The following is an 18,147-nucleotide window of genomic DNA, read 5'->3' as shown; positions in this document are numbered from 1 at the left end:
TATTATAAAGTCTCAACTTCATCTATTACAGCCTGTGGGACTCTTACAGGCTTATTTTTTACTGCATCATATACTGCATGAGTAGTTTTTGCTGCTGCATATATGACACCATTTCCATTATGTATTTCATATTCAAAAGTAAATAATGCACCTTTTGCACTAGAAAGCCAAAGTTTGACAAATGCTTTATCTTCTAATTTTAAAAACTTTTTATAATGCACTTCTGCACTTGTTAAAATAAACCACATTTTATTTTCAATACTGTTATGAAATATATCTGAATAACAATTTGTGCGGGCTATTTCACAGTAGCTTAAATAAACAGCATTATTTACATGACCATAGCCATCTAAATCATTAAACCTTATTTGTATTTCTATTTCTTTTGCCATATTTTTACTCCTGTTTTCATTTTTATTTATAATATCAAATTATAAATAAAGATACAAGAATATATAAAATGGTAAAATCTAAAAACGATTGCGAAAAAGTGAATAAATAAAAAAGTGGTTGTTAAAACTCTTTAAATAAAATAATATTTTTTAGCCAAAAAATAGAGTAAGAGAGGTAACAACCACAAATGGATACTACACCAAAAAATCGTAAAAATAAACACTTAAATGCATTTGAGTGTTATAAATTAGAAGGTCTGTTGAAATCCAAAGTTAGTGTGTTGGAAATAGCGTAGATATTATGCAGGTCTAAAAGCACGATATACCGAGAAATAAAGCGAGGGACAGTGGAATTTCTCAACAGTGACTTGAGTGTAAGGAAAGAATATAGTGCATACTATTCTCTAAATATAAGGCAAGGTTTAATGAGTAAAACAGGTAGGAAATTACAATATAACATTGAATATGGCTTATTAGACTATATACAGAGTAAGTTAGATGAGAAGTATTCCCCAGATGTTATATCTGGAGAGTTAAGGCATCAGTGTATATCAACAATAAGTACCCAAACAATATATAACTATATATCATTAGGACTATTAGAAAGTATAGAATATAGAAAATATACTAAACAATGTAAAAGTAATCCACGAACAGCCTATAATAATACACGCGGCAGAAGTATAGACGAACGACCATTTGAACTGAAAGAGCGACTATATGGCAATTGGGAGATGGATACAGTGGTGGGCAAACAAGGCAGTAAATCAGCCTTACTGGTGCTTACAGAACGAGTATCACGGTTTGAAATAATAATCAAATTAAGAAATAAAACACAGAAAAGTATAATAGCAGCATTAGATAAGTTAGAAAGAAAGTATAAAGATAAATTCAGCTTAATATTTAAGAGCATAACAGTAGATAATGGTGTAGAATTTTTAGATATGGCAGGTTTAGAAAAATCAGTGTATGATAAAGTATCTAAACGAACAACTATTTATTATGCTCACCCTTATTGCTCTTGGGAGAGGGGAAGTAATGAGAATAATAATAAACTTATAAGGAAATTTATTAAAAAGAAAACTGATATTAAAAACTTTTCAGCTGCTTATATTAAAAAAATACAAGACTGGATGAATAATTATCCTAGAAAATTATTTAATTATAAATCGGCTAATGATATATTTTATGAGAACTTAAACAACTGCTTAAAATGTTGCAATCGTTTTTAGATTTTACAAAGAATATATAAAATAAAAATTTGTAAGAGTATAAGACATATGTTACAAAAATAAGTATAACAAAATACCTCTTAGTATATAGTATAAAATTAAGCAAAAAACTAAACTAAACTAAGAGGTATAACAATGAATAAAGTGATAATAACAGAAGAAATGCGATTTCGTCAACGGTTATGTGAGTATGCATTAAAAAAAGGAGCAACGAAAGCAGCCCGCAAATATCAAGTGAACCGTATGTTTGTATACAGGCATTTAAAGAAATATGATGGAACAGTTCAGAGTTTATCTTTTAAAAGTCGTAGACCAAGAACCAGTCCAAATAAGCATAGTAAAGAAGAGCTTGATTTAATATTTAACACATATGCCGAACATGGTTTGTATGGTAATGCGGAGGTATATGTCAGACTTCTAGAAATTGGTTATAATCGTAGTTTTGGCAGTATGTGTATGCAGATAAGGAAGAAAGGCTTAAAGTCATTAAACAAGTCAAAAAAGAGCTATACAAGATATGAACCAATAACAGGTCAGTATATAGGCGACAAGGTTCAGATAGATATAAAATATGTTCCACAGGAATGTATAATGTTTTCCAGCTATGGTAAAAAATATTATCAGATAACAGCGATAGATGAATACAGCAGAATGAGAATATTAGAAATAGTAGAAGAAAAAAGCACATTTGAAACAGGTAAGTTTTTAGACGAACTGGAAAGTAAATTTGGCTTTCCACTAAAAACAATTCAAGTGGATAATGGCTATGAGTTTGTAAATGATAAGGAAGTTACAAACAAGAAAAGCTATTTTGAAGAGACAGCTGAAAAGAAAGGATATACTATTAAACGAATAAGACCTTATTCACCTTGGCAGAATGGAAAGGTGGAAAGAAGTCATAGAGAGGATGGAAAAATTTTATATGCAAATAATAAATTCTATTCCAAAGATGAATTAATTAAGGCTCTTAAACAGCATGAAGATAGATATAATAATACTGCTAAAACATGCTTAAATTTTAAATCTCCATATGAGATTGTTATTGAAAATAAATTATTGCTTGATTTATATTAAATTAAGATTTATTTTTTATTAAAAATGTAACATATGTCCTGTTAGTTAAGAAAAATTTTAAAAAATTTACCCATTATCTATTGATTTTTTTGATTGCTTATATATAATTAAAATTATATTAAGGTGTATCATTTGGATAAAATAAATATTACAGATAATATGGAAACAGTATCCATATTAAAAAAAGTTAATATTGCAAATAAAAAGCTTGCAGAGCTTAAAGGTATTGTGAAAACAATTCCTAATGAAAAAATATTGATTAACTTCATATTTTTACAGGAAGCTAAAGACAGCTCTGCTATTGAAAATATTATTACAACACATGATGAACTTTATAAACAGTTTATTTTTGATAAATCACAACATATTGCAGCAAAAGAAGTAGAAAATTATGTAGAAGCACTATACAGTGGCTATGATATTATTAAAAATACTGAGCTTTTAACAATAAATGGAATATGTGAAATTCAGTCTATACTTGAAAGAAATAATGCTGGAATTAGAAGTCAAAGTGGAACTAAAATATTAAATGCTGCAACAGGTAAAGTTATTTATGAACCACCACAAACAAAACAGGAAATAGAAATATTATTTGCTGACTTAGAAAACTTTATTAATAATGATGCTTTATATCCAGAACTTGATAATCTTATTAAAATGGCAATAATTCATTATCAGTTTGAAAAAATTCATCCTTTTTTTGACGGTAATGGCAGAACTGGTCGTATTATCAATGTGCTATACTTAACTTTAAAAAAACTTTTAGACAGTCCAGTTTTATATTTAAGTAAATATATTATAGAAAATAAGCAGGAATATTACAGTAAAATTGATTATGTTACAAAAACAAATGATTATGAACCATATATATTATTTATGCTTGATGCAGTTTATGAAACTTCATGCCATACTATCAGTATTGTTGAGAAAATATCAAAAACAATGATGGAAGTAAAACATAAAATAAGAGATGAATTAAAACTCAATTACTATTCTCAGGAACTTATAAATGCTCTTTTTTATATGCCATATACAAAAATTGCATTTATAGAAGAATATTTAAATATTACTAGAAGAACATCAGCTAAATATTTAAACGAATTATGTGAATATAATATTTTATCTAAACATAAATTAGGCAATAATGTATATTATATAAATGAAACATTAGCTAATATATTATCTAATACATAAGTAATGGGTAAAATCTGCTGATTTTTACACACCAAACTTAATCTATGGGTAAAGTTTTCAAAAATTTACCCATAGATTAGATAATGTATATAAATTAACTTTCTATTAGATTCATTTTTTCTAAATAATTTATAAAAGAATCTCTAATTTCATCTGTTCTATCAATAATATCTTTTTCATTAAAATCTTCTTTAGTCATTAATATTTGAAATTCTTCAATTCCAGTACCTTCCTTTTGTACCCCATCATTAGTAGTATACCCTTGATAATATATTTTTTTTTCTTTAAATCTATAATCTGCGGCTCTAATATTTACATAATTTTCAAGTAATATTTTATTACCAATTAGTTCAATATTCTTTTTATTCTGTAAATCACCATCTATATCATACCTTTTTTTAGCATAAATATGCTCTATATGAAAACTTTTATCTGAATCAAATATTTTTTGCTCTTTCTGATAAAATGCCCACCATGCAAGCATTGATTTAGTAATTGGTCTATTATTAGTAAATGTATTATAGTCAGCAAACATTTGAGCAATTAATTCTTTATTAATTCTATGTCTTTTAAAATCAATTTGACTATTATTTATAATATTTACTAATTCAGCAAATACTGGAATTTTTAATGCACTTATTCCTGGTTTTATTAATGAATAACCAAAAATAAATGCAATTATTTTATCTAAAAAGAAACAAAAATCTTTCTCATCTAATTCATTATTTTTATTTTTATATTTAAAAAAATAAGTTGTAACTAAATATGTCCACATACTATTAGGGGAGTATTTTAAAACAAATAATTTTTGTAATATTCTCTTAGAAAAACAATCATCTTGTCTGTATATCTTTAACCAAAAATCAGCTAAAAATTCTAAATCATTAAAAGTATCTTCACTGCATAATAGTTCATAGTTGTTTTTTTCATAAAATTTGCGTAATCCTTCAACTGTTGTATTGCTAATTTTTTGTTTAGCTCTTTTATAATACATGTAGCGTGTAAATAGCTCATCCATTGGAGCACCATAAGTTACAGCGAATATCTCTTTATAAATATTCTCTAAGTCCTTCCACATAAAAAAGGGAGCAAAAGCTCCCTTTATCTAGTATTTATTTGCTGATTTCTTCTAATATTCTTGATACTTCTGGCAGAAGCTGTTTTTTTCTTGAAAGGACACCCGGAAGAAAGAACAGTTTATCCTCTAATTTTTTATAGCCTAATATCTGTTCAGCTGGAGCAAAGCCTGTTGTTAAAAGCTGACTTTCTTCTTTAATAATGTCTGTAACAAGCAGCATCATCCAGTCAAGTTTATTATTTTCCTTTATGTTGGATAATTCATTTTTCAATTTGTCTTTTACTTCTCCAAGCTGAGTTAATGTTACTGTCTCTGCCTGACTTATACCAAAACGAATGCCGTATTCTTCAAATATTTTAAAATCTGTGCCTATAATATCTTTTGCAGAGCGGGAAGTAAGAGAATCTGTTGCTGAGAATATCTCTACACCATATTCTTTTGCATCTACTTCACATAATGATGCTAAATCATTAATAGCATTAATATCATCCTGTGTTGTTGTTGGCGATTTCATAATAACTGTATCGCTGAGCATTCCACCAAGCAGAAGAAGTGCATATTTTCTAGGAATATCAACTTTGTATGTTTTAAAAAGCTGATAAACAAGTGTGCATGTGCTGCCAACAGGTTTTGCATAAAATGTAACAGGACTGCTTGTTTTTATAGTGCCAAGCCTGTGGTGGTCTACTATTTCCATAAGTTCTGCTGTTTCAATGCCGTCTATCGCCTGAGTAGCTTCATTATGGTCCATCATAATAAGTTTAGCTCTTTTGCGTTTTAAAATATCTGTGCCAGTAATAACACCAATTAATTTACCATCTGATACAACAGGCAGGCTTTTTGTAGCTGATTTACTGATTGCTTCTGCTACACTGTCTATATAATCATAAGGTGCACATGGCTCTACTTTATTTAAAAGTTTACCAATAGGGGTAGCCATTTCTACACAGCGTATAGTTTGAGATGAATCAAATGGAGAATAAAACACCCAGCCTTTATAATTGCCAAAATCAAGCTGTTTACATGCTTCTTCATTAAGTCCAACAATAATAACAGCAGGATATTTTTTTGTAAATGCATCCTGCAGAATATCCTGCCTGTTACCTGTAATTAAAAGAGTGTTTTCTTCATTAGAAACATTTGATACATGCTTGTGAAAATCATCATAGGCCATTGTTGCAACAACAACTGATGCAGAAAATTCTTCTAATTCACCAACATTCAGCACTGTGCCCCTAAGTGAGCGGCGAAGAGAATCTGCTCTTAAAGAAAATACTGGTTTTGCTGCCCTGTCATCTCTTAAAAAAAGCTCTGTTACATCGTTTACTCCAAGCATACCCTCATATACATTTTCTTTATTTATTACAGGTATAAAACGGAGATTTTTTTCTCTTAAAATTCTTAAAAATTTTGAGAGTGGGTCATTTTCTTCTGCAGTAACAACATTTGTAGTCATACTGTCTATGACTTTTGGATATATATCTTTCATATATGCAGGCAGTGCTGCTTCTGCTTTCTGGAATATAAATTTTGTCTGGTCATTAACTGTGCCGCACCTTATAGGCACAAACTCATATTCTTTATTAATCTGTGATTTTAAATAAGCATAGCAAGCAGCTGATGCAACTGAATCAGTATCTGGATTTTTATGACCGCAGATAAACACTTTATTCATAGCTATTCTCCCCCATATTGTGCTATTTGTTCAACTATATCTTTACTTATATACCCTACCATACTGTCTAATAAACTGCCATCTTTATCAAACACAAATGATGTAGGTATAGGATTTATTTGAAAATATGCAAGAAGACTGTTGTCTGCCTGATAGACAGGATAGGTAATGCCAAAATCTTTAACAAATTTAAGTGCATCTGACTGGTTTTTATCAACAGCAATACCAATAATTACAAACTTGCTTTTATCTTTATATTTTTCATAAACTTGAACAAAATCAGGAGTTTCTGCTTTACAAGGCGGGCACCATGAGCCAAAAAAGTTTACAAGCACAACTTTACCGTTATGTTCCTGCAAAACTGATTTAAAACTTTCAGTATTAAGTATTTCCATACTGGATACTGAACTTGTATTTTGATTTTTATTGCATCCAGACATGACAGAAAGCAATAAAATAAACAAAAGTGGTAATAATATTTTTTTCATAAAAACTCCTTTATTTATCATAGTTTAAAATACTGAAAAAGTCAGTAAATTTTTAACTTAAAAGTTATTCTTATATATTAAAATAGTATTTCAAACATTTAAAATAATATATTTATATTAAATTGTAAATATTTTGATGCAGAAAAGCAGAAAATATAATAAGCTGGATTTTATGTAAAAAATGCATAAGAATATTAATATTTTCTTAAAATAAAAATACAGTCTTAAAAATAATTTCAGTTGAAATATTTACTTATCTTTTAAAGCATCACAGTTATTTGTAATATATGGCAGAATATGCTGAGCGAAATAGCCAGCAGAATATAAGTCTATGCTTTTTATTTTATCAAGGATATATGTATATTTTTCAAGAAATGGCTCACAATTTGAAAGTTTAATTTCCTGAATACATTCAATTAAGGCATCTAAATTATCAGCTGCTGTCAAAATAAGACCTTCAATACTGTCATCTTTTCCGTCAAAAATAATTTCTCTGTATATAGATTTATAAGGCTCAGAGATAGAATTAAGCAGGTTTTCTTCTACCAAAGTTTCTTCTACAATGCTTAATGCTTTTTTTACTTCTGCATTAGAATTTTTAGTAGTGCTTATTACATCACCCATAACAGCTTCTGGTATATCATGGTTTAGGGCTTTTCTATAAAGCCTTTTCCAGTCAATCTGTCTGCCATTTTCTTCTTCAATTATCCCTAAAAGCTGGGCAATCTGTGCAACAGAAAAAGAATGTTCTGCAACTGATGACCTTTGATGTAAAAACTCATTTGCCCACCTGCCAATATTGTTTAACTTTCTAGCAGTTGTTATCAATTTGCCAAGATTTTCCATATATCACCTTTCATATATTAATTTTAATATTAATGTTTGTCTACTACTAACTTATATTTTTTAATAACTATTACTGATTTAACACATTTTCTACACCATTATTGCAGGCATTAAATAACACTGTCTGTGGCTTAATAATAAATTGTTACAAATGTAAATCTTTTTTGATATTTCATTAACTTTTTTCTTGATTAATTTATTTGACAATGATAAAAAATATTTATGAATGAATTAAAATATGATATTAAAAAAATAGTGGAGTTTCTAGGGGGCGGTATAGATGAAACAATTATTGCTTCTCTTATTGGTATATTTGTTTCATCTGTAAATGATGAATTTCCTGCATTTGCAGAAGCTGTTGCAGCTGATGACAGGTCTGCTATCCACAAAATAGGCCATAAATTAAAAGGCTCATCAGCTAATCTTGGTTTTGAATATTTTAGAAAACTTTGTGAAGATTTAGAGCAGCATGCAAGAAACGATTTAGATTTTGACTACAAAGCTGCATTTGAACAACTTGGCACAGAAAAGCAGTCTATTGAAGAATGGTTTGATTCAGTAAAAGCTGATTACGGCTTATAAAAAAACTGTTTTAATTTATATAATTAGACTGGCTTTCTTTTACCTTTGTAAACTGTTTATTAGTTTTGGCATCTGGTTTATACTCATCATTAAATATTTCTAAATAATGCTGCAGCTTACCTCTTTTTACAAGCAAATCAGAAATCTCATTACGGTATATTTCTGCCATGTCATCAAGCATTGCTGCAAGCTTCTTTTTGTCTTCGCTGTTTTTTTCGTCATAGTTTTCAGCAATATATTTATCAACAGCATTATTTAGAGCAGATAAAAAATGGCGTATAGATATTATACGCATATCAGTAGTCTCTGCTTCACCTTTTAAAAAATCTTTCAGTATTTTATTTACTAATTTACCATTATTTTCCATACATAGATTAATCGGCAGTATATAAAAATACTTAAAAGAAATTTTCTAAATAAAGGTATTTTATGTGTAAGAGTATAAGACATATGTTACAAAAATAAGTACAACAAAATACCTCTTAGTATATAGTATAAAATTAAGCAAAAAACTAAACTAAACTAAGAGGTATCACAATGAATAAAGTGATAATAACAGAAGAAATGCGATTTCGTCAACGGTTATGTGAGTATGCATTAAAAAAAGGAGCAACGAAAGCAGCCCGCAAATATCAAGTGAACCGTATGTTTGTATACAGGCATTTAAAGAAATATGATGGAACAGTTCAGAGTTTATCTTTTAAAAGTCGTAGACCAAGAACCAGTCCAAATAAGCATAGTAAAGAAGAGCTTGATTTAATATTTAACACATATGCCGAGCATGGTTTGTATGGTAATGCGGAGGTATATGTCAGACTTCTAGAAATTGGTTATAATCGTAGTTTTGGCAGTATGTGTATGCAGATAAGGAAGAAAGGCTTAAAGTCATTAAACAAGTCAAAAAAGAGCTATACAAGATATGAACCAATAACAGGTCAGTATATAGGCGACAAGGTTCAGATAGATATAAAATATGTTCCACAGGAATGTATAATGTTTTCCAGCTATGGTAAAAAATATTATCAGATAACAGCGATAGATGAATACAGCAGAATGAGAGTATTAGAAATAGTAGAAGAAAAAAGCACATTTGAAACAGGTAAGTTTTTAGACGAACTGGAAAATAAATTTGGCTTTCCACTAAAAACAATTCAAGTGGATAATGGCTATGAGTTTGTAAATGATAAGGAAGTTACAAACAAGAAAAGCTATTTTGAAGAGACAGCTGAAAAGAAAGGATATACTATTAAACGAATAAGACCTTATTCACCTTGGCAGAATGGAAAGGTGGAAAGAAGTCATAGAGAGGATGGAAAAATTTTATATGCAAATAATAAATTCTATTCCAAAGATGAATTAATTAAGGCTCTTAAAAAGCATGAAGATAGATATAATAATACTGCTAAAACATGCTTAAATTTTAAATCTCCATATGAGATTGTTATTGAAAATAAATTATTGCTTGATTTATATTAATTTAAGATTTATTTTTTATTAAAAATGTAACATTTGTCCTGTTAGTTAAGAACAAAGAATATATAAAATAAAAATTATTGTTGATAAAATTAAGATTATATAATAAAATTACCTGATATTTTACTTTTTAGGAGAATAATTGTGGAACATATTAATGTTGGCTTTTTATCTATTTTACCACCGATTATTGCAATCGTTTTAGCCTTAAAATCAAAAGATGTTGTATCTTCTTTGATTATAGGTATTTTGTCAGGCACAGTTATCTATACATTTAATATGCCAGTTAAAGATGGTGCAGCAGAATCTTCCTTTTTTAATAAACTTATTCTTTCATTAGAATATATGTTTACGATTATGGCAGATAAATTTAATGTTATGATGATTATATTTATGTGTATACTTGGTGCATTAGTGGCAGTTGTTACATTAGCAGGCGGTGCAAGAGCTTACGGACAGTGGGCTTCTAAAAAAGTAAAATCACCTGTTGGTGCAAAACTTGCTACATCTATTTTAGGTATTGTTATATTTATTGATGACTATTTTAACTGCTTAACTGTGGGAACTGTTATGCGTCCAGTTACAGACCAGCATAAAATATCCCGTGAAAAACTTGCATACCTGATAGATGCTATGGCTGCTCCAATATGTATTATTGCCCCTATATCCAGCTGGGCAGCTTCTATTTTAACATATCTTCCAGAAGATGTTGATAGAATGAAACTTTTCTTAACTACTATTCCATTTAACTTTTATGCTATTTTGACTATTGTAATGGTAATTCTGCTTTCTATATGGAATTTAGATTTTGGACCAATGGCAAAATTTGAAAGACATGCAAAACATAGAAAAACTATTGATGATATTAAAACAGTTTCAACCCATACTGATGATTTTTCTAATAGAAATATATCAGAAAAAGGTAAAGTATATGACTTATTAATACCAATATTTGCATTAATATTATTTTCAGTTTTAGCAATGCTTTATACTGGCGGATATTTTAGCGAAAATAAAACATTATTTCAGGCTTTTGGTGATACTGACCCTACAAAATCACTTGTTTTAGGGGGCTTTGGTGCAGTAATAGTTGCTTTTATATTATTTCTGCCACGGAAAGTGCTTAACTTCTATGATTTTATGGATGGTATAGTTCTTGGTGTTAAATCAATGGTAACTGCATGTATGATACTTGCATTTGCATGGACTATTAAAGGAACATGTGATATACTTTCTACTGGTGAATATGTAAGCCATATAGTAGAAACATCAAATATGCCGGTAGTATTAATTCCTGCAATAGTTTTCCTTATTGCTGCCCTGCTTTCTTTTTCAATAGGAACATCATGGGGAACATTTGGTATATTAATACCTATTATGGTAACAGTATCTGAAAGTGTTGCACCAGAACTGCTTGTTATTAACCTTGCAGCTACTCTTGCAGGCTCTGTTTTTGGTGACCACTGCTCGCCTATTTCAGATACAACTATCCTTTCATCAACAGGTGCTGCATGCAGCCATATAGACCATGTTACAACACAAATCCCTTATGCTTCTATTGTTGCGTCAGTATCTCTTATAGGCTTTATTATAGCAGGACTTACAAAAAGCTGGCTGTTTTCATTTGGAGCAGCTTTGATTTTACTTATAACTATACTAATTGTGCTGAATAAAAAAAACAGAAGTTTATATGGTGATGAATAACCATCTTCTAAATAATCTATTTTTTTTGAGCTTGCAGATGTGTGCAGGCTCAATTTTTTATAAGAGGTAATATGGAAAATATTTTAAATAAAGAAAAATCACTTTATCTTGCAAGACATGCCCATAATCCAGTCCACTGGCAGCCTTGGAATGATAAAGTATTTAGCATGGCAAAAAAATTAAATAAACCCGTCTTTGTAAGCATAGGTTATTCTTCGTGCCACTGGTGCAGGGTAATGGAAAAAGAATCATTTGAAGATGAAGAAACAGCAAAAATATTAAATGAAAAATATATTCCTGTAAAAGTAGATAAAGATGAATACCCTGATATAGATAAAGAATATCAGTTCTATATCCAGTCAACTGGTGATGCTGGCGGCTGGCCTTTATCTGTTTTTCTAACTCCAGATAAAGAGCCTTTTTTTGCAGGAACTTATTTTCCAAAAGAAAAAAACAGTGCAAAGCCTGCATTTAAAACTATACTGGAAAGCATAAATAGTGTATTTCATAATAAATATGATGAAATAGAAAAAGTAATAAATACAAGAAAAGAATTTATTACATCATTTAATCAGATAAATAAACCACTTATCTCAGAAGATAAAATAAAAGAATACAGAAAAAATGAATTTATAAAAATTTTTGACCCTGTATATTTTGGTTTTAGAGTTGGTGTAAAATTCCCTTATATTCCATCTATGATGTATCTTCTTGATAACTTTCAGGAAAAAGAGTATGCAGCTTTTTTGATTAATACTGCGGATAAAATATGCACTATGGGGCTTTGCGACCACCTTTTTGGCGGTTTTTTCAGATATACAGTAGACAGAATGTGGCAGATGCCGCATTTTGAAAAAATGCTTTCTGATAATGCTCAAATATCATCATTTTTAATACAGCTTTACAGAAAAACTGGTAACAGGCTTTATTTATTTACTGCTCAAAAAGCCATAGATTTTGTAATGTATGGCTCTATTAGAACTGATTATGGATATTTAGACAGTCTTGATGCTGATTCGCCAAATAATAATGGCGACTATGAAGAAGGATACTTTTATAAAGTAACTGACAGGGATTTTACAGTTTTAAATGAAAAAGAATTAAAAAACTTTCCTAATGAAGCAGGAGTTCATAATGGTGTGATATATTTTAAACATAAAGAATATATAAAAGCTGCCGCTCTTGATGTATCTTTAAAAAAAGCAGCTGACAGAATAAGCACTATTAAATCACATCCTGAACCTGATAACAAAGCTGTAAGCGGACATAACTTTATGTTCTGCACTACCCTTTTAAATATGTATGAAGCAGAAAATGAACCTTATGAACTTGAGCAGGCACTTGCTCTTTATCATAAACTCCGTCATTTAGTAGTCTATGACAGTAAAGTATATAGAGGACTTTATGCTGTAGAAGATGAAATAAATAAAGTTATGCAGGCAAATTCTGATAAAGATAATATATATTTAGAAGAATATATTATTAACCACAGAGTATTATCTGACCATGTATATTATCTTGAAGCAACTTTAAAATTTTATGAAATAACAAACGAAAATGAATTTCTTTTAATCGCAAAAAATATTATAAAAGAAATAGAAAATACTTTTGTTAAAGATGGTATCCCTTATTTAGATACCAGTCATAGAATAATAGACAGCTTTGATGATGATAAGCCAAACCCAGTTGGATTATATTTATATTTAATCAATAAATATGGCTTACAATTAAATATGCAGGCAGATAAACAGCTTATTGCTTATGCAGAAGACAGAGCAGCCAGATTTCCAACAGGACACCCTACAATGATTAGAGCATTAGAATTAATTAATAAATAATGGGGGGGGGGAATAAAATGAGTAAGATCGTATTTGAAAAAGAAAATTTTAAAATCAAATGTGCTGAAAAAGAAGATGCACTTACTATTTATGAGCTTATCAAAGGTATTGCTGAATATGAAAAAATGCTTGATGAAGTAGAAAATACTCCAGAAATGATAAAAGAATGGTTATTTGAGAAAAAAACTGCAGAAACATATATTGGTGAAGAATATGGCAAACCAGTTGGATTTATTTTATTTTTCCATAACTACTCTACTTTTGTTGGCAGAGCAGGAATATATGTAGAAGACTTATTTGTTATACCTGAAAAAAGGGGCAAAGGATATGGTAAATTGTTACTAGCTTTTGCTGCACATACTGCAGTTGAAAGAAACTGTGGCAGAATGGAATGGACATGCCTTAACTGGAATAAACCATCACTTGATTTTTATGGAAGCATAGGCGCAGTTAAAATGACAGAATGGACTACTCACCGCCTTGCAGGAAACACTCTTTCTAATTTTGCAAAAAGCTTGAAATAATATTAATTAAATAAATATTTTATTTAAGTATAATTAAAACAATAAAATAATAGTTTATAATAGTAATTATAGTATAAAAAAGTCATTAAAATTATTTATAGTTAAAACTATTTATATTTAAGTAGTCTCTAAAATAGTAAAGCAGCTTAATTTATCCTTTATTCTCAAATACTATCCAGCTGCGGACTGTTGATTCCATCGCTGTTTGCTTGAAAAGTTCTTGCATCGCAAAAATGGGGTCTTGCCTATATTAATGCAAGCCGTTTTCTATACTCAGAGCGGAGCATAGTAAAAGACATTCCTCTTGTATTTTTTAAATCACGCTCTGCCGAAATAAGTTCGGTTGAACTTACCCAACAAAGTTGGACAAGCCATATAAGGAGTGTATATGGCAAGAAAATACAGTTATGAGTTTAAGAAATATCTAGTAACAGTCCTAGAAAATGGAATAATGAGTGCCAGTGAATTATCAAGACACTGTAAAATTCATAAAGGAGTAATATGTAATATCTATAACAGATATAAGCATTCAGGCGAATCAAGTTTACATCATATCTTTACCCGCAATGAATATAGTAGAGCTTTTAAATTAAATGTGTTAACTTATAAGGCATCAAATAATTTAAGTTATGAGCAGACAGCACTACATTTTAATATACCATCAGCATCAGTAATATATGATTGGCATAAGTTCTGCTGTAATTATAATGGAGATAATATGTCATATAAGAGCCCGAATAATAAACATCTTCACTTTGTATATGAAAAGAAACACTTACTATTATAATGTTAAAAAGCCTGCTGCATTAGATAAATATGCAGAAGTCAAGGCATCTATATTAGAAATATATGAAAAATCTAACAAGACTTACGGTTATCCAAGAATAACAAAGGCATTAGAGAAACTGGGTTATACTTATGACAGGAAGACCGTGTATAAATTGATGAAAGAACTAAAAATTTCATCACTAATCAGGGTTAAGAAAAGGTATAAATAAGGCAGAGTAAGTCATATATGCAGCAATAAATTAAACAGAGCCTTTACAAGTGAGAGACCATGTTTAAAATGGGTAACAGATGTGGCAGAGATAAAAATTAATAATGAAAAGGTGTATTTATCAGCAATAATGGATTTATATAACAGAGAAGTCAAAGCATACAGCATAAGTAAATATAATAATGAAGATATGGTAATTGATAGTTTAAAGCAGGCAATAGATAAAGTAAAAGATACAACAGGGTTAATGATACATTCAGACCAGGGCATATTATATCAGGCTAATGAGTTTAGAAATTTATTAAAGTCCTATAATATAGAGCAGAGTATGTCAAGGCGTGGCAACTGCTATGATAATGCTGTTATGGAAAGTTTCTTTGCTGTATTAAAATGTGAATTTGTTTACATTAACAAGTTCAAAAATATAGAACAGTTTAAATATGAACTTGAAAAATATATTGATTTCTATAATAATTACAGAATCAAAGCTAATGGACTTACACCTTTACAGGAAAAAGAAATTTATTTAGTGGCTTAGTTCAAAATTTTTGGGTAAGTTCAATTCCATTAAATTTTTATATTATTACTTCATAATTAAACAAATATATAAAAAATAAAGTGTATTAATAAAAAATATTAGACATATAACTAAATAAGTAATATAATAGAGCAGAAAGTTATATATTCTTTTAGTCTCTCATATAAGGATTGTATTATGCAGATAATAATGAACTCATCAATAGCCAAATTACTTAACCAATCACCAATACCTGCTGCAATAATTAACGGACAAACAGATAATATATGGTATAATGATGCATATATAAATACATTCAAAGACTTCCCTAATTTAATAGATGCTATGCAAAACCTTTTTTCTATGAGTGAAAATAAAGTTTTTAACTTTATTAACAGCAGATATTCTGAAAAGTTAGAAGCCAAATATAAAGATGTAAAATATTATGCTTTAAAAGAGTATAGAAAATCTATTAATGAATCTATTAACTTTACTATAATATCAATAATTCCAGAAAATAAGTATAACTATAATACTGATTGTGCTGTAATTACAGAAGAATATTTTTTTATGAATGTGCCTCAGCCTTGTGTTATATTTGATTTTCATACTAAAAAAATAGAAACTGCAAATAATGCTTTTTCAAAAATATGCGGTATTCCTGTTGAGCATATCAGAAATATGTATATAGCAAGCCTTTTCCATGAAAGTGCTCATATAATAAATAAATACTTAAATTCAAACCTGCCATATAATAAAACTTTTTTAATCAGCTATTATAATTTATTAATAAATAAAACAATGATATTTGAAGTAATACCTATAATTAAAAAAGAATCTCAAGATTGTAAAAAAGAATATAAAGTTATATTTATGTTGAGAGATATTTTTGGAGAAATAGAAATACAAAGAGACCAAATCAGTGAAGATTTTCTCTGCTATCAGTTTTTAACTCGCTCTATTTCTGATGGTATTCTTATTGTAAATAACGGTATAATAATAGATGTTAATAATGCTGTATGTAATTTATGGCATTATGATAAAGAAGAATTAATAAATCAGCCGCTTTCACTTCTTATACCAGATGCATCTCAATATATTGATAATGTTTCCATAGTAAAAGGCTCATCTATTATGTTTGTTGGTGTTAGAAAAGATAAAACACAGTTCAACGGTGCATTAAAAGTGCAGTCCTTTGATAACTTAAATAAATACTCTATGGTATATATTGTTAGAGATTTAACGGAACATATTGCTGTTGCACGATTAATGGAAAACCAAACTGATTTCACATCAGAAATTTTTAATATTCAGCCAAATATGATTGCTGTTTTTAATGAAAATCACATGCTTACAAGGTGCAACAAAGTATTTTTAGATTTCTTTGGTTATGCGTCCATAGAAGAAGCTATACATAATATTGGCGATATTTCTTCAAGATTTTTAGATAGTAATGATAATAATATGTTTATTACAAATGCTCATAAAGATAACTGGTTTATACTGCCTATTGAACACCAGAATATTGAATATATGGTAGGTATGAATGATAAAACAGGCAACTATAATATATTTAACATAAAATCTACATTAATGGAAAATAATACAAATACATTCTATGTTGTTTCTTTTACAAATATTACAGAAACAATTGAAAAGCAAAGATGTATAAAAGAAGCAAATAATTTAATATCATCATATAGTGATTATTTAAAAAACACATTAGAATCAAATATGTTAATATTGGCACAGTATCAAAAACTTGCAACAATAGGAACTATGATTGGTTTTATTACTCACCAGTGGAAACAGCCGCTAAATGCTATCGGACTTATTGCACAAAATACTGAAGATATTTTAGAAGAAGATGATGAATTTGATAAAGAAGAGTTAGTAGAGATGATGCAGTCCATTATGAACCATGTAATGTTTATGTCTGAAACTATGGAAAACTTTAAAAATTTCTTTAAATCAGAAGATATTAGTGTTCCATTCAAAGTAAGTCAGGCAGTTAAATCTATTATGGTTCTTTTAACACCTGTTTTGAAAAAAAGTAATATTGAAGTCATATATGATATGCCTGCTCAGTTTGAAAATTTAAAAGTCTTTGGGGTTACTAATGATTTAAAACAAGTTATTATGAATATTATTGTCAATGGCAAAGATTCCATTGTATCAAGAAAAGAAAAAAAACCTGAATTAAAAGGACAAATTACTATTAAAATAGACACTCATAATGATGAAAGAATTATTTTAAGCATTACAGATAACGGCTCAGGTCTTAGTGAAGAAGATTTAAGAAAAATATTTGAAATGCACTATACAACTAAAGGCTCTCAAGGAACAGGCATAGGTATGTATATGGCTCAAATAATTATAGAAAAGAAAATGAATGGCATACTTAATGTTAAAAACAGAGATGATGGAGAAAAAGGCGCACAAATTATCTTAAATCTGCCAATACATAAAGGAAAGTAGATTTATTTTATAGCCTGTGAAACAAAATCTGTAAAATTTAGATACTTCGCCTTAC

General features: G+C 29.0%; 18 protein-coding genes. 12 read left to right on the top strand and 6 right to left on the bottom strand.

The window, feature by feature from the left end; translation table 11 throughout:
• Positions 1–2: 2 nt before the first annotated feature.
• Entirely contained in the window at positions 3–392 is a 390-nt protein-coding gene (locus N508_RS09925; RefSeq protein WP_023276542.1) for an acyl-CoA thioesterase, read from the bottom strand.
• A 347-nt stretch (positions 393–739) separates the two neighbouring features.
• Here N508_RS09925 and N508_RS09920 point away from each other — a divergent pair, with 347 nt between their 5' ends.
• The 3 genes from N508_RS09920 (at position 740) to N508_RS09910 (ending at position 3,892) form a co-directional block, all read left to right on the top strand.
• Positions 740–1,624: an IS30 family transposase gene (locus N508_RS09920; RefSeq protein WP_179077821.1), complete on the top strand. Its 885-nt coding sequence runs from the start codon at positions 740–742 to the stop codon at positions 1,622–1,624.
• Positions 1,625–1,759: 135 nt separating this feature from the next.
• Positions 1,760–2,698 (top strand): DDE-type integrase/transposase/recombinase, encoded by a 939-nt coding sequence (locus N508_RS09915; protein ID WP_023276087.1) that lies wholly within the window; start codon positions 1,760–1,762, stop codon positions 2,696–2,698.
• 123 nt (positions 2,699–2,821) lie between these two features.
• The gene (locus N508_RS09910; protein WP_040637439.1) at positions 2,822–3,892 is read left to right on the top strand and encodes a Fic family protein; all 1,071 of its coding nucleotides are present in this window, start codon (positions 2,822–2,824) and stop codon (positions 3,890–3,892) included.
• A 94-nt stretch (positions 3,893–3,986) separates the two neighbouring features.
• On the opposite strand, the gene N508_RS09905 is transcribed toward N508_RS09910, so the two are convergent.
• The 4 genes from N508_RS09905 to N508_RS09890 form a co-directional block, all read right to left on the bottom strand.
• Entirely contained in the window at positions 3,987–4,910 is a 924-nt protein-coding gene (locus tag N508_RS09905; protein ID WP_051350822.1) for a GmrSD restriction endonuclease domain-containing protein, read from the bottom strand.
• Positions 4,911–5,004: 94 nt separating this feature from the next.
• Positions 5,005–6,645, bottom strand: a complete 1,641-nt coding sequence (locus N508_RS09900) for a putative manganese-dependent inorganic diphosphatase (protein ID WP_023276939.1) — start codon at positions 6,643–6,645, stop codon at positions 5,005–5,007.
• A 2-nt stretch (positions 6,646–6,647) separates the two neighbouring features.
• Positions 6,648–7,133, bottom strand: coding sequence for a TlpA family protein disulfide reductase (locus tag N508_RS09895; protein WP_023276938.1), 486 nt, complete (start codon positions 7,131–7,133; stop codon positions 6,648–6,650).
• A gap of 249 nt (positions 7,134–7,382) precedes the next feature.
• On the bottom strand, positions 7,383–7,979 hold the full coding sequence (locus N508_RS09890) for an HD domain-containing protein (protein ID WP_023276937.1): 597 nt from the start codon (positions 7,977–7,979) through the stop codon (positions 7,383–7,385).
• Between the two features lie 222 nt (positions 7,980–8,201).
• On the opposite strand from N508_RS09890, the gene N508_RS09885 reads away from it, so the two are divergent.
• A complete protein-coding gene (locus tag N508_RS09885; RefSeq protein ID WP_023276936.1) occupies positions 8,202–8,561 on the top strand; it encodes an Hpt domain-containing protein in 360 nt (119 codons plus the stop codon).
• Positions 8,562–8,571: 10 nt separating this feature from the next.
• Here N508_RS09885 and N508_RS09880 read toward each other — a convergent pair whose 3' ends face one another.
• On the bottom strand, positions 8,572–8,928 hold the full coding sequence (locus N508_RS09880) for a hypothetical protein (RefSeq protein ID WP_023276935.1): 357 nt from the start codon (positions 8,926–8,928) through the stop codon (positions 8,572–8,574).
• 170 nt (positions 8,929–9,098) lie between these two features.
• Here N508_RS09880 and N508_RS09875 point away from each other — a divergent pair, with 170 nt between their 5' ends.
• From N508_RS09875 to N508_RS09840, 8 genes are all read left to right on the top strand, one after another.
• Complete coding sequence (locus N508_RS09875) at positions 9,099–10,037, top strand: DDE-type integrase/transposase/recombinase (RefSeq protein ID WP_076654125.1); 939 nt, start codon at positions 9,099–9,101, stop codon at positions 10,035–10,037.
• A 141-nt stretch (positions 10,038–10,178) separates the two neighbouring features.
• Positions 10,179–11,738 (top strand): Na+/H+ antiporter NhaC family protein, encoded by a 1,560-nt coding sequence (locus N508_RS09870; protein WP_023276913.1) that lies wholly within the window; start codon positions 10,179–10,181, stop codon positions 11,736–11,738.
• Positions 11,739–11,809: 71 nt separating this feature from the next.
• Entirely contained in the window at positions 11,810–13,576 is a 1,767-nt protein-coding gene (locus tag N508_RS09865) for a thioredoxin domain-containing protein (protein WP_023276912.1), read from the top strand.
• Between the two features lie 17 nt (positions 13,577–13,593).
• Positions 13,594–14,100, top strand: a complete 507-nt coding sequence (locus tag N508_RS09860) for a GNAT family N-acetyltransferase (protein ID WP_023276911.1) — start codon at positions 13,594–13,596, stop codon at positions 14,098–14,100.
• Positions 14,101–14,488: 388 nt separating this feature from the next.
• Positions 14,489–14,887, top strand: coding sequence for a hypothetical protein (locus tag N508_RS09855; RefSeq protein WP_076654182.1), 399 nt, complete (start codon positions 14,489–14,491; stop codon positions 14,885–14,887).
• Positions 14,862–15,098, top strand: coding sequence for an IS3 family transposase (locus tag N508_RS09850; protein ID WP_179077838.1), 237 nt, complete (start codon positions 14,862–14,864; stop codon positions 15,096–15,098). The genes N508_RS09855 and N508_RS09850 overlap by 26 nt, the downstream gene beginning before the upstream one ends.
• A gap of 15 nt (positions 15,099–15,113) precedes the next feature.
• On the top strand, positions 15,114–15,635 hold the full coding sequence (locus tag N508_RS09845; protein WP_083688349.1) for an IS3 family transposase: 522 nt from the start codon (positions 15,114–15,116) through the stop codon (positions 15,633–15,635).
• Between the two features lie 177 nt (positions 15,636–15,812).
• A complete protein-coding gene (locus N508_RS09840; RefSeq protein ID WP_023276908.1) occupies positions 15,813–18,092 on the top strand; it encodes a PAS domain-containing sensor histidine kinase in 2,280 nt (759 codons plus the stop codon).
• Positions 18,093–18,147 lie beyond the last annotated feature (55 nt).

The sequence above is a fragment of the Mucispirillum schaedleri ASF457 genome, from assembly GCF_000487995.2.
GTDB lineage: Bacteria > Chrysiogenota > Deferribacteres > Deferribacterales > Mucispirillaceae > Mucispirillum > Mucispirillum schaedleri.
Note: the sequence above shows the minus strand (reverse complement) of the source record. Positions and strands in the feature narration are given on the sequence as shown.

Coding starts and splice junctions, on each gene's coding strand:
- N508_RS09925 (WP_023276542.1), bottom strand. CDS start 392: ATGGCAAAAGAAATAGAAATACAAATAAGGTTTAATGATTTAGATGGC.
- N508_RS09915 (WP_023276087.1), top strand. CDS start 1,760: ATGAATAAAGTGATAATAACAGAAGAAATGCGATTTCGTCAACGGTTA.
- N508_RS09905 (WP_051350822.1), bottom strand. CDS start 4,910: ATGGATGAGCTATTTACACGCTACATGTATTATAAAAGAGCTAAACAA.
- N508_RS09900 (WP_023276939.1), bottom strand. CDS start 6,645: ATGAATAAAGTGTTTATCTGCGGTCATAAAAATCCAGATACTGATTCA.
- N508_RS09895 (WP_023276938.1), bottom strand. CDS start 7,133: ATGAAAAAAATATTATTACCACTTTTGTTTATTTTATTGCTTTCTGTC.
- N508_RS09890 (WP_023276937.1), bottom strand. CDS start 7,979: ATGGAAAATCTTGGCAAATTGATAACAACTGCTAGAAAGTTAAACAAT.
- N508_RS09885 (WP_023276936.1), top strand. CDS start 8,202: ATGAATGAATTAAAATATGATATTAAAAAAATAGTGGAGTTTCTAGGG.
- N508_RS09880 (WP_023276935.1), bottom strand. CDS start 8,928: ATGGAAAATAATGGTAAATTAGTAAATAAAATACTGAAAGATTTTTTA.
- N508_RS09875 (WP_076654125.1), top strand. CDS start 9,099: ATGAATAAAGTGATAATAACAGAAGAAATGCGATTTCGTCAACGGTTA.
- N508_RS09865 (WP_023276912.1), top strand. CDS start 11,810: ATGGAAAATATTTTAAATAAAGAAAAATCACTTTATCTTGCAAGACAT.
- N508_RS09860 (WP_023276911.1), top strand. CDS start 13,594: ATGAGTAAGATCGTATTTGAAAAAGAAAATTTTAAAATCAAATGTGCT.
- N508_RS09855 (WP_076654182.1), top strand. CDS start 14,489: ATGGCAAGAAAATACAGTTATGAGTTTAAGAAATATCTAGTAACAGTC.
- N508_RS09850 (WP_179077838.1), top strand. CDS start 14,862: ATGAAAAGAAACACTTACTATTATAATGTTAAAAAGCCTGCTGCATTA.
- N508_RS09840 (WP_023276908.1), top strand. CDS start 15,813: ATGCAGATAATAATGAACTCATCAATAGCCAAATTACTTAACCAATCA.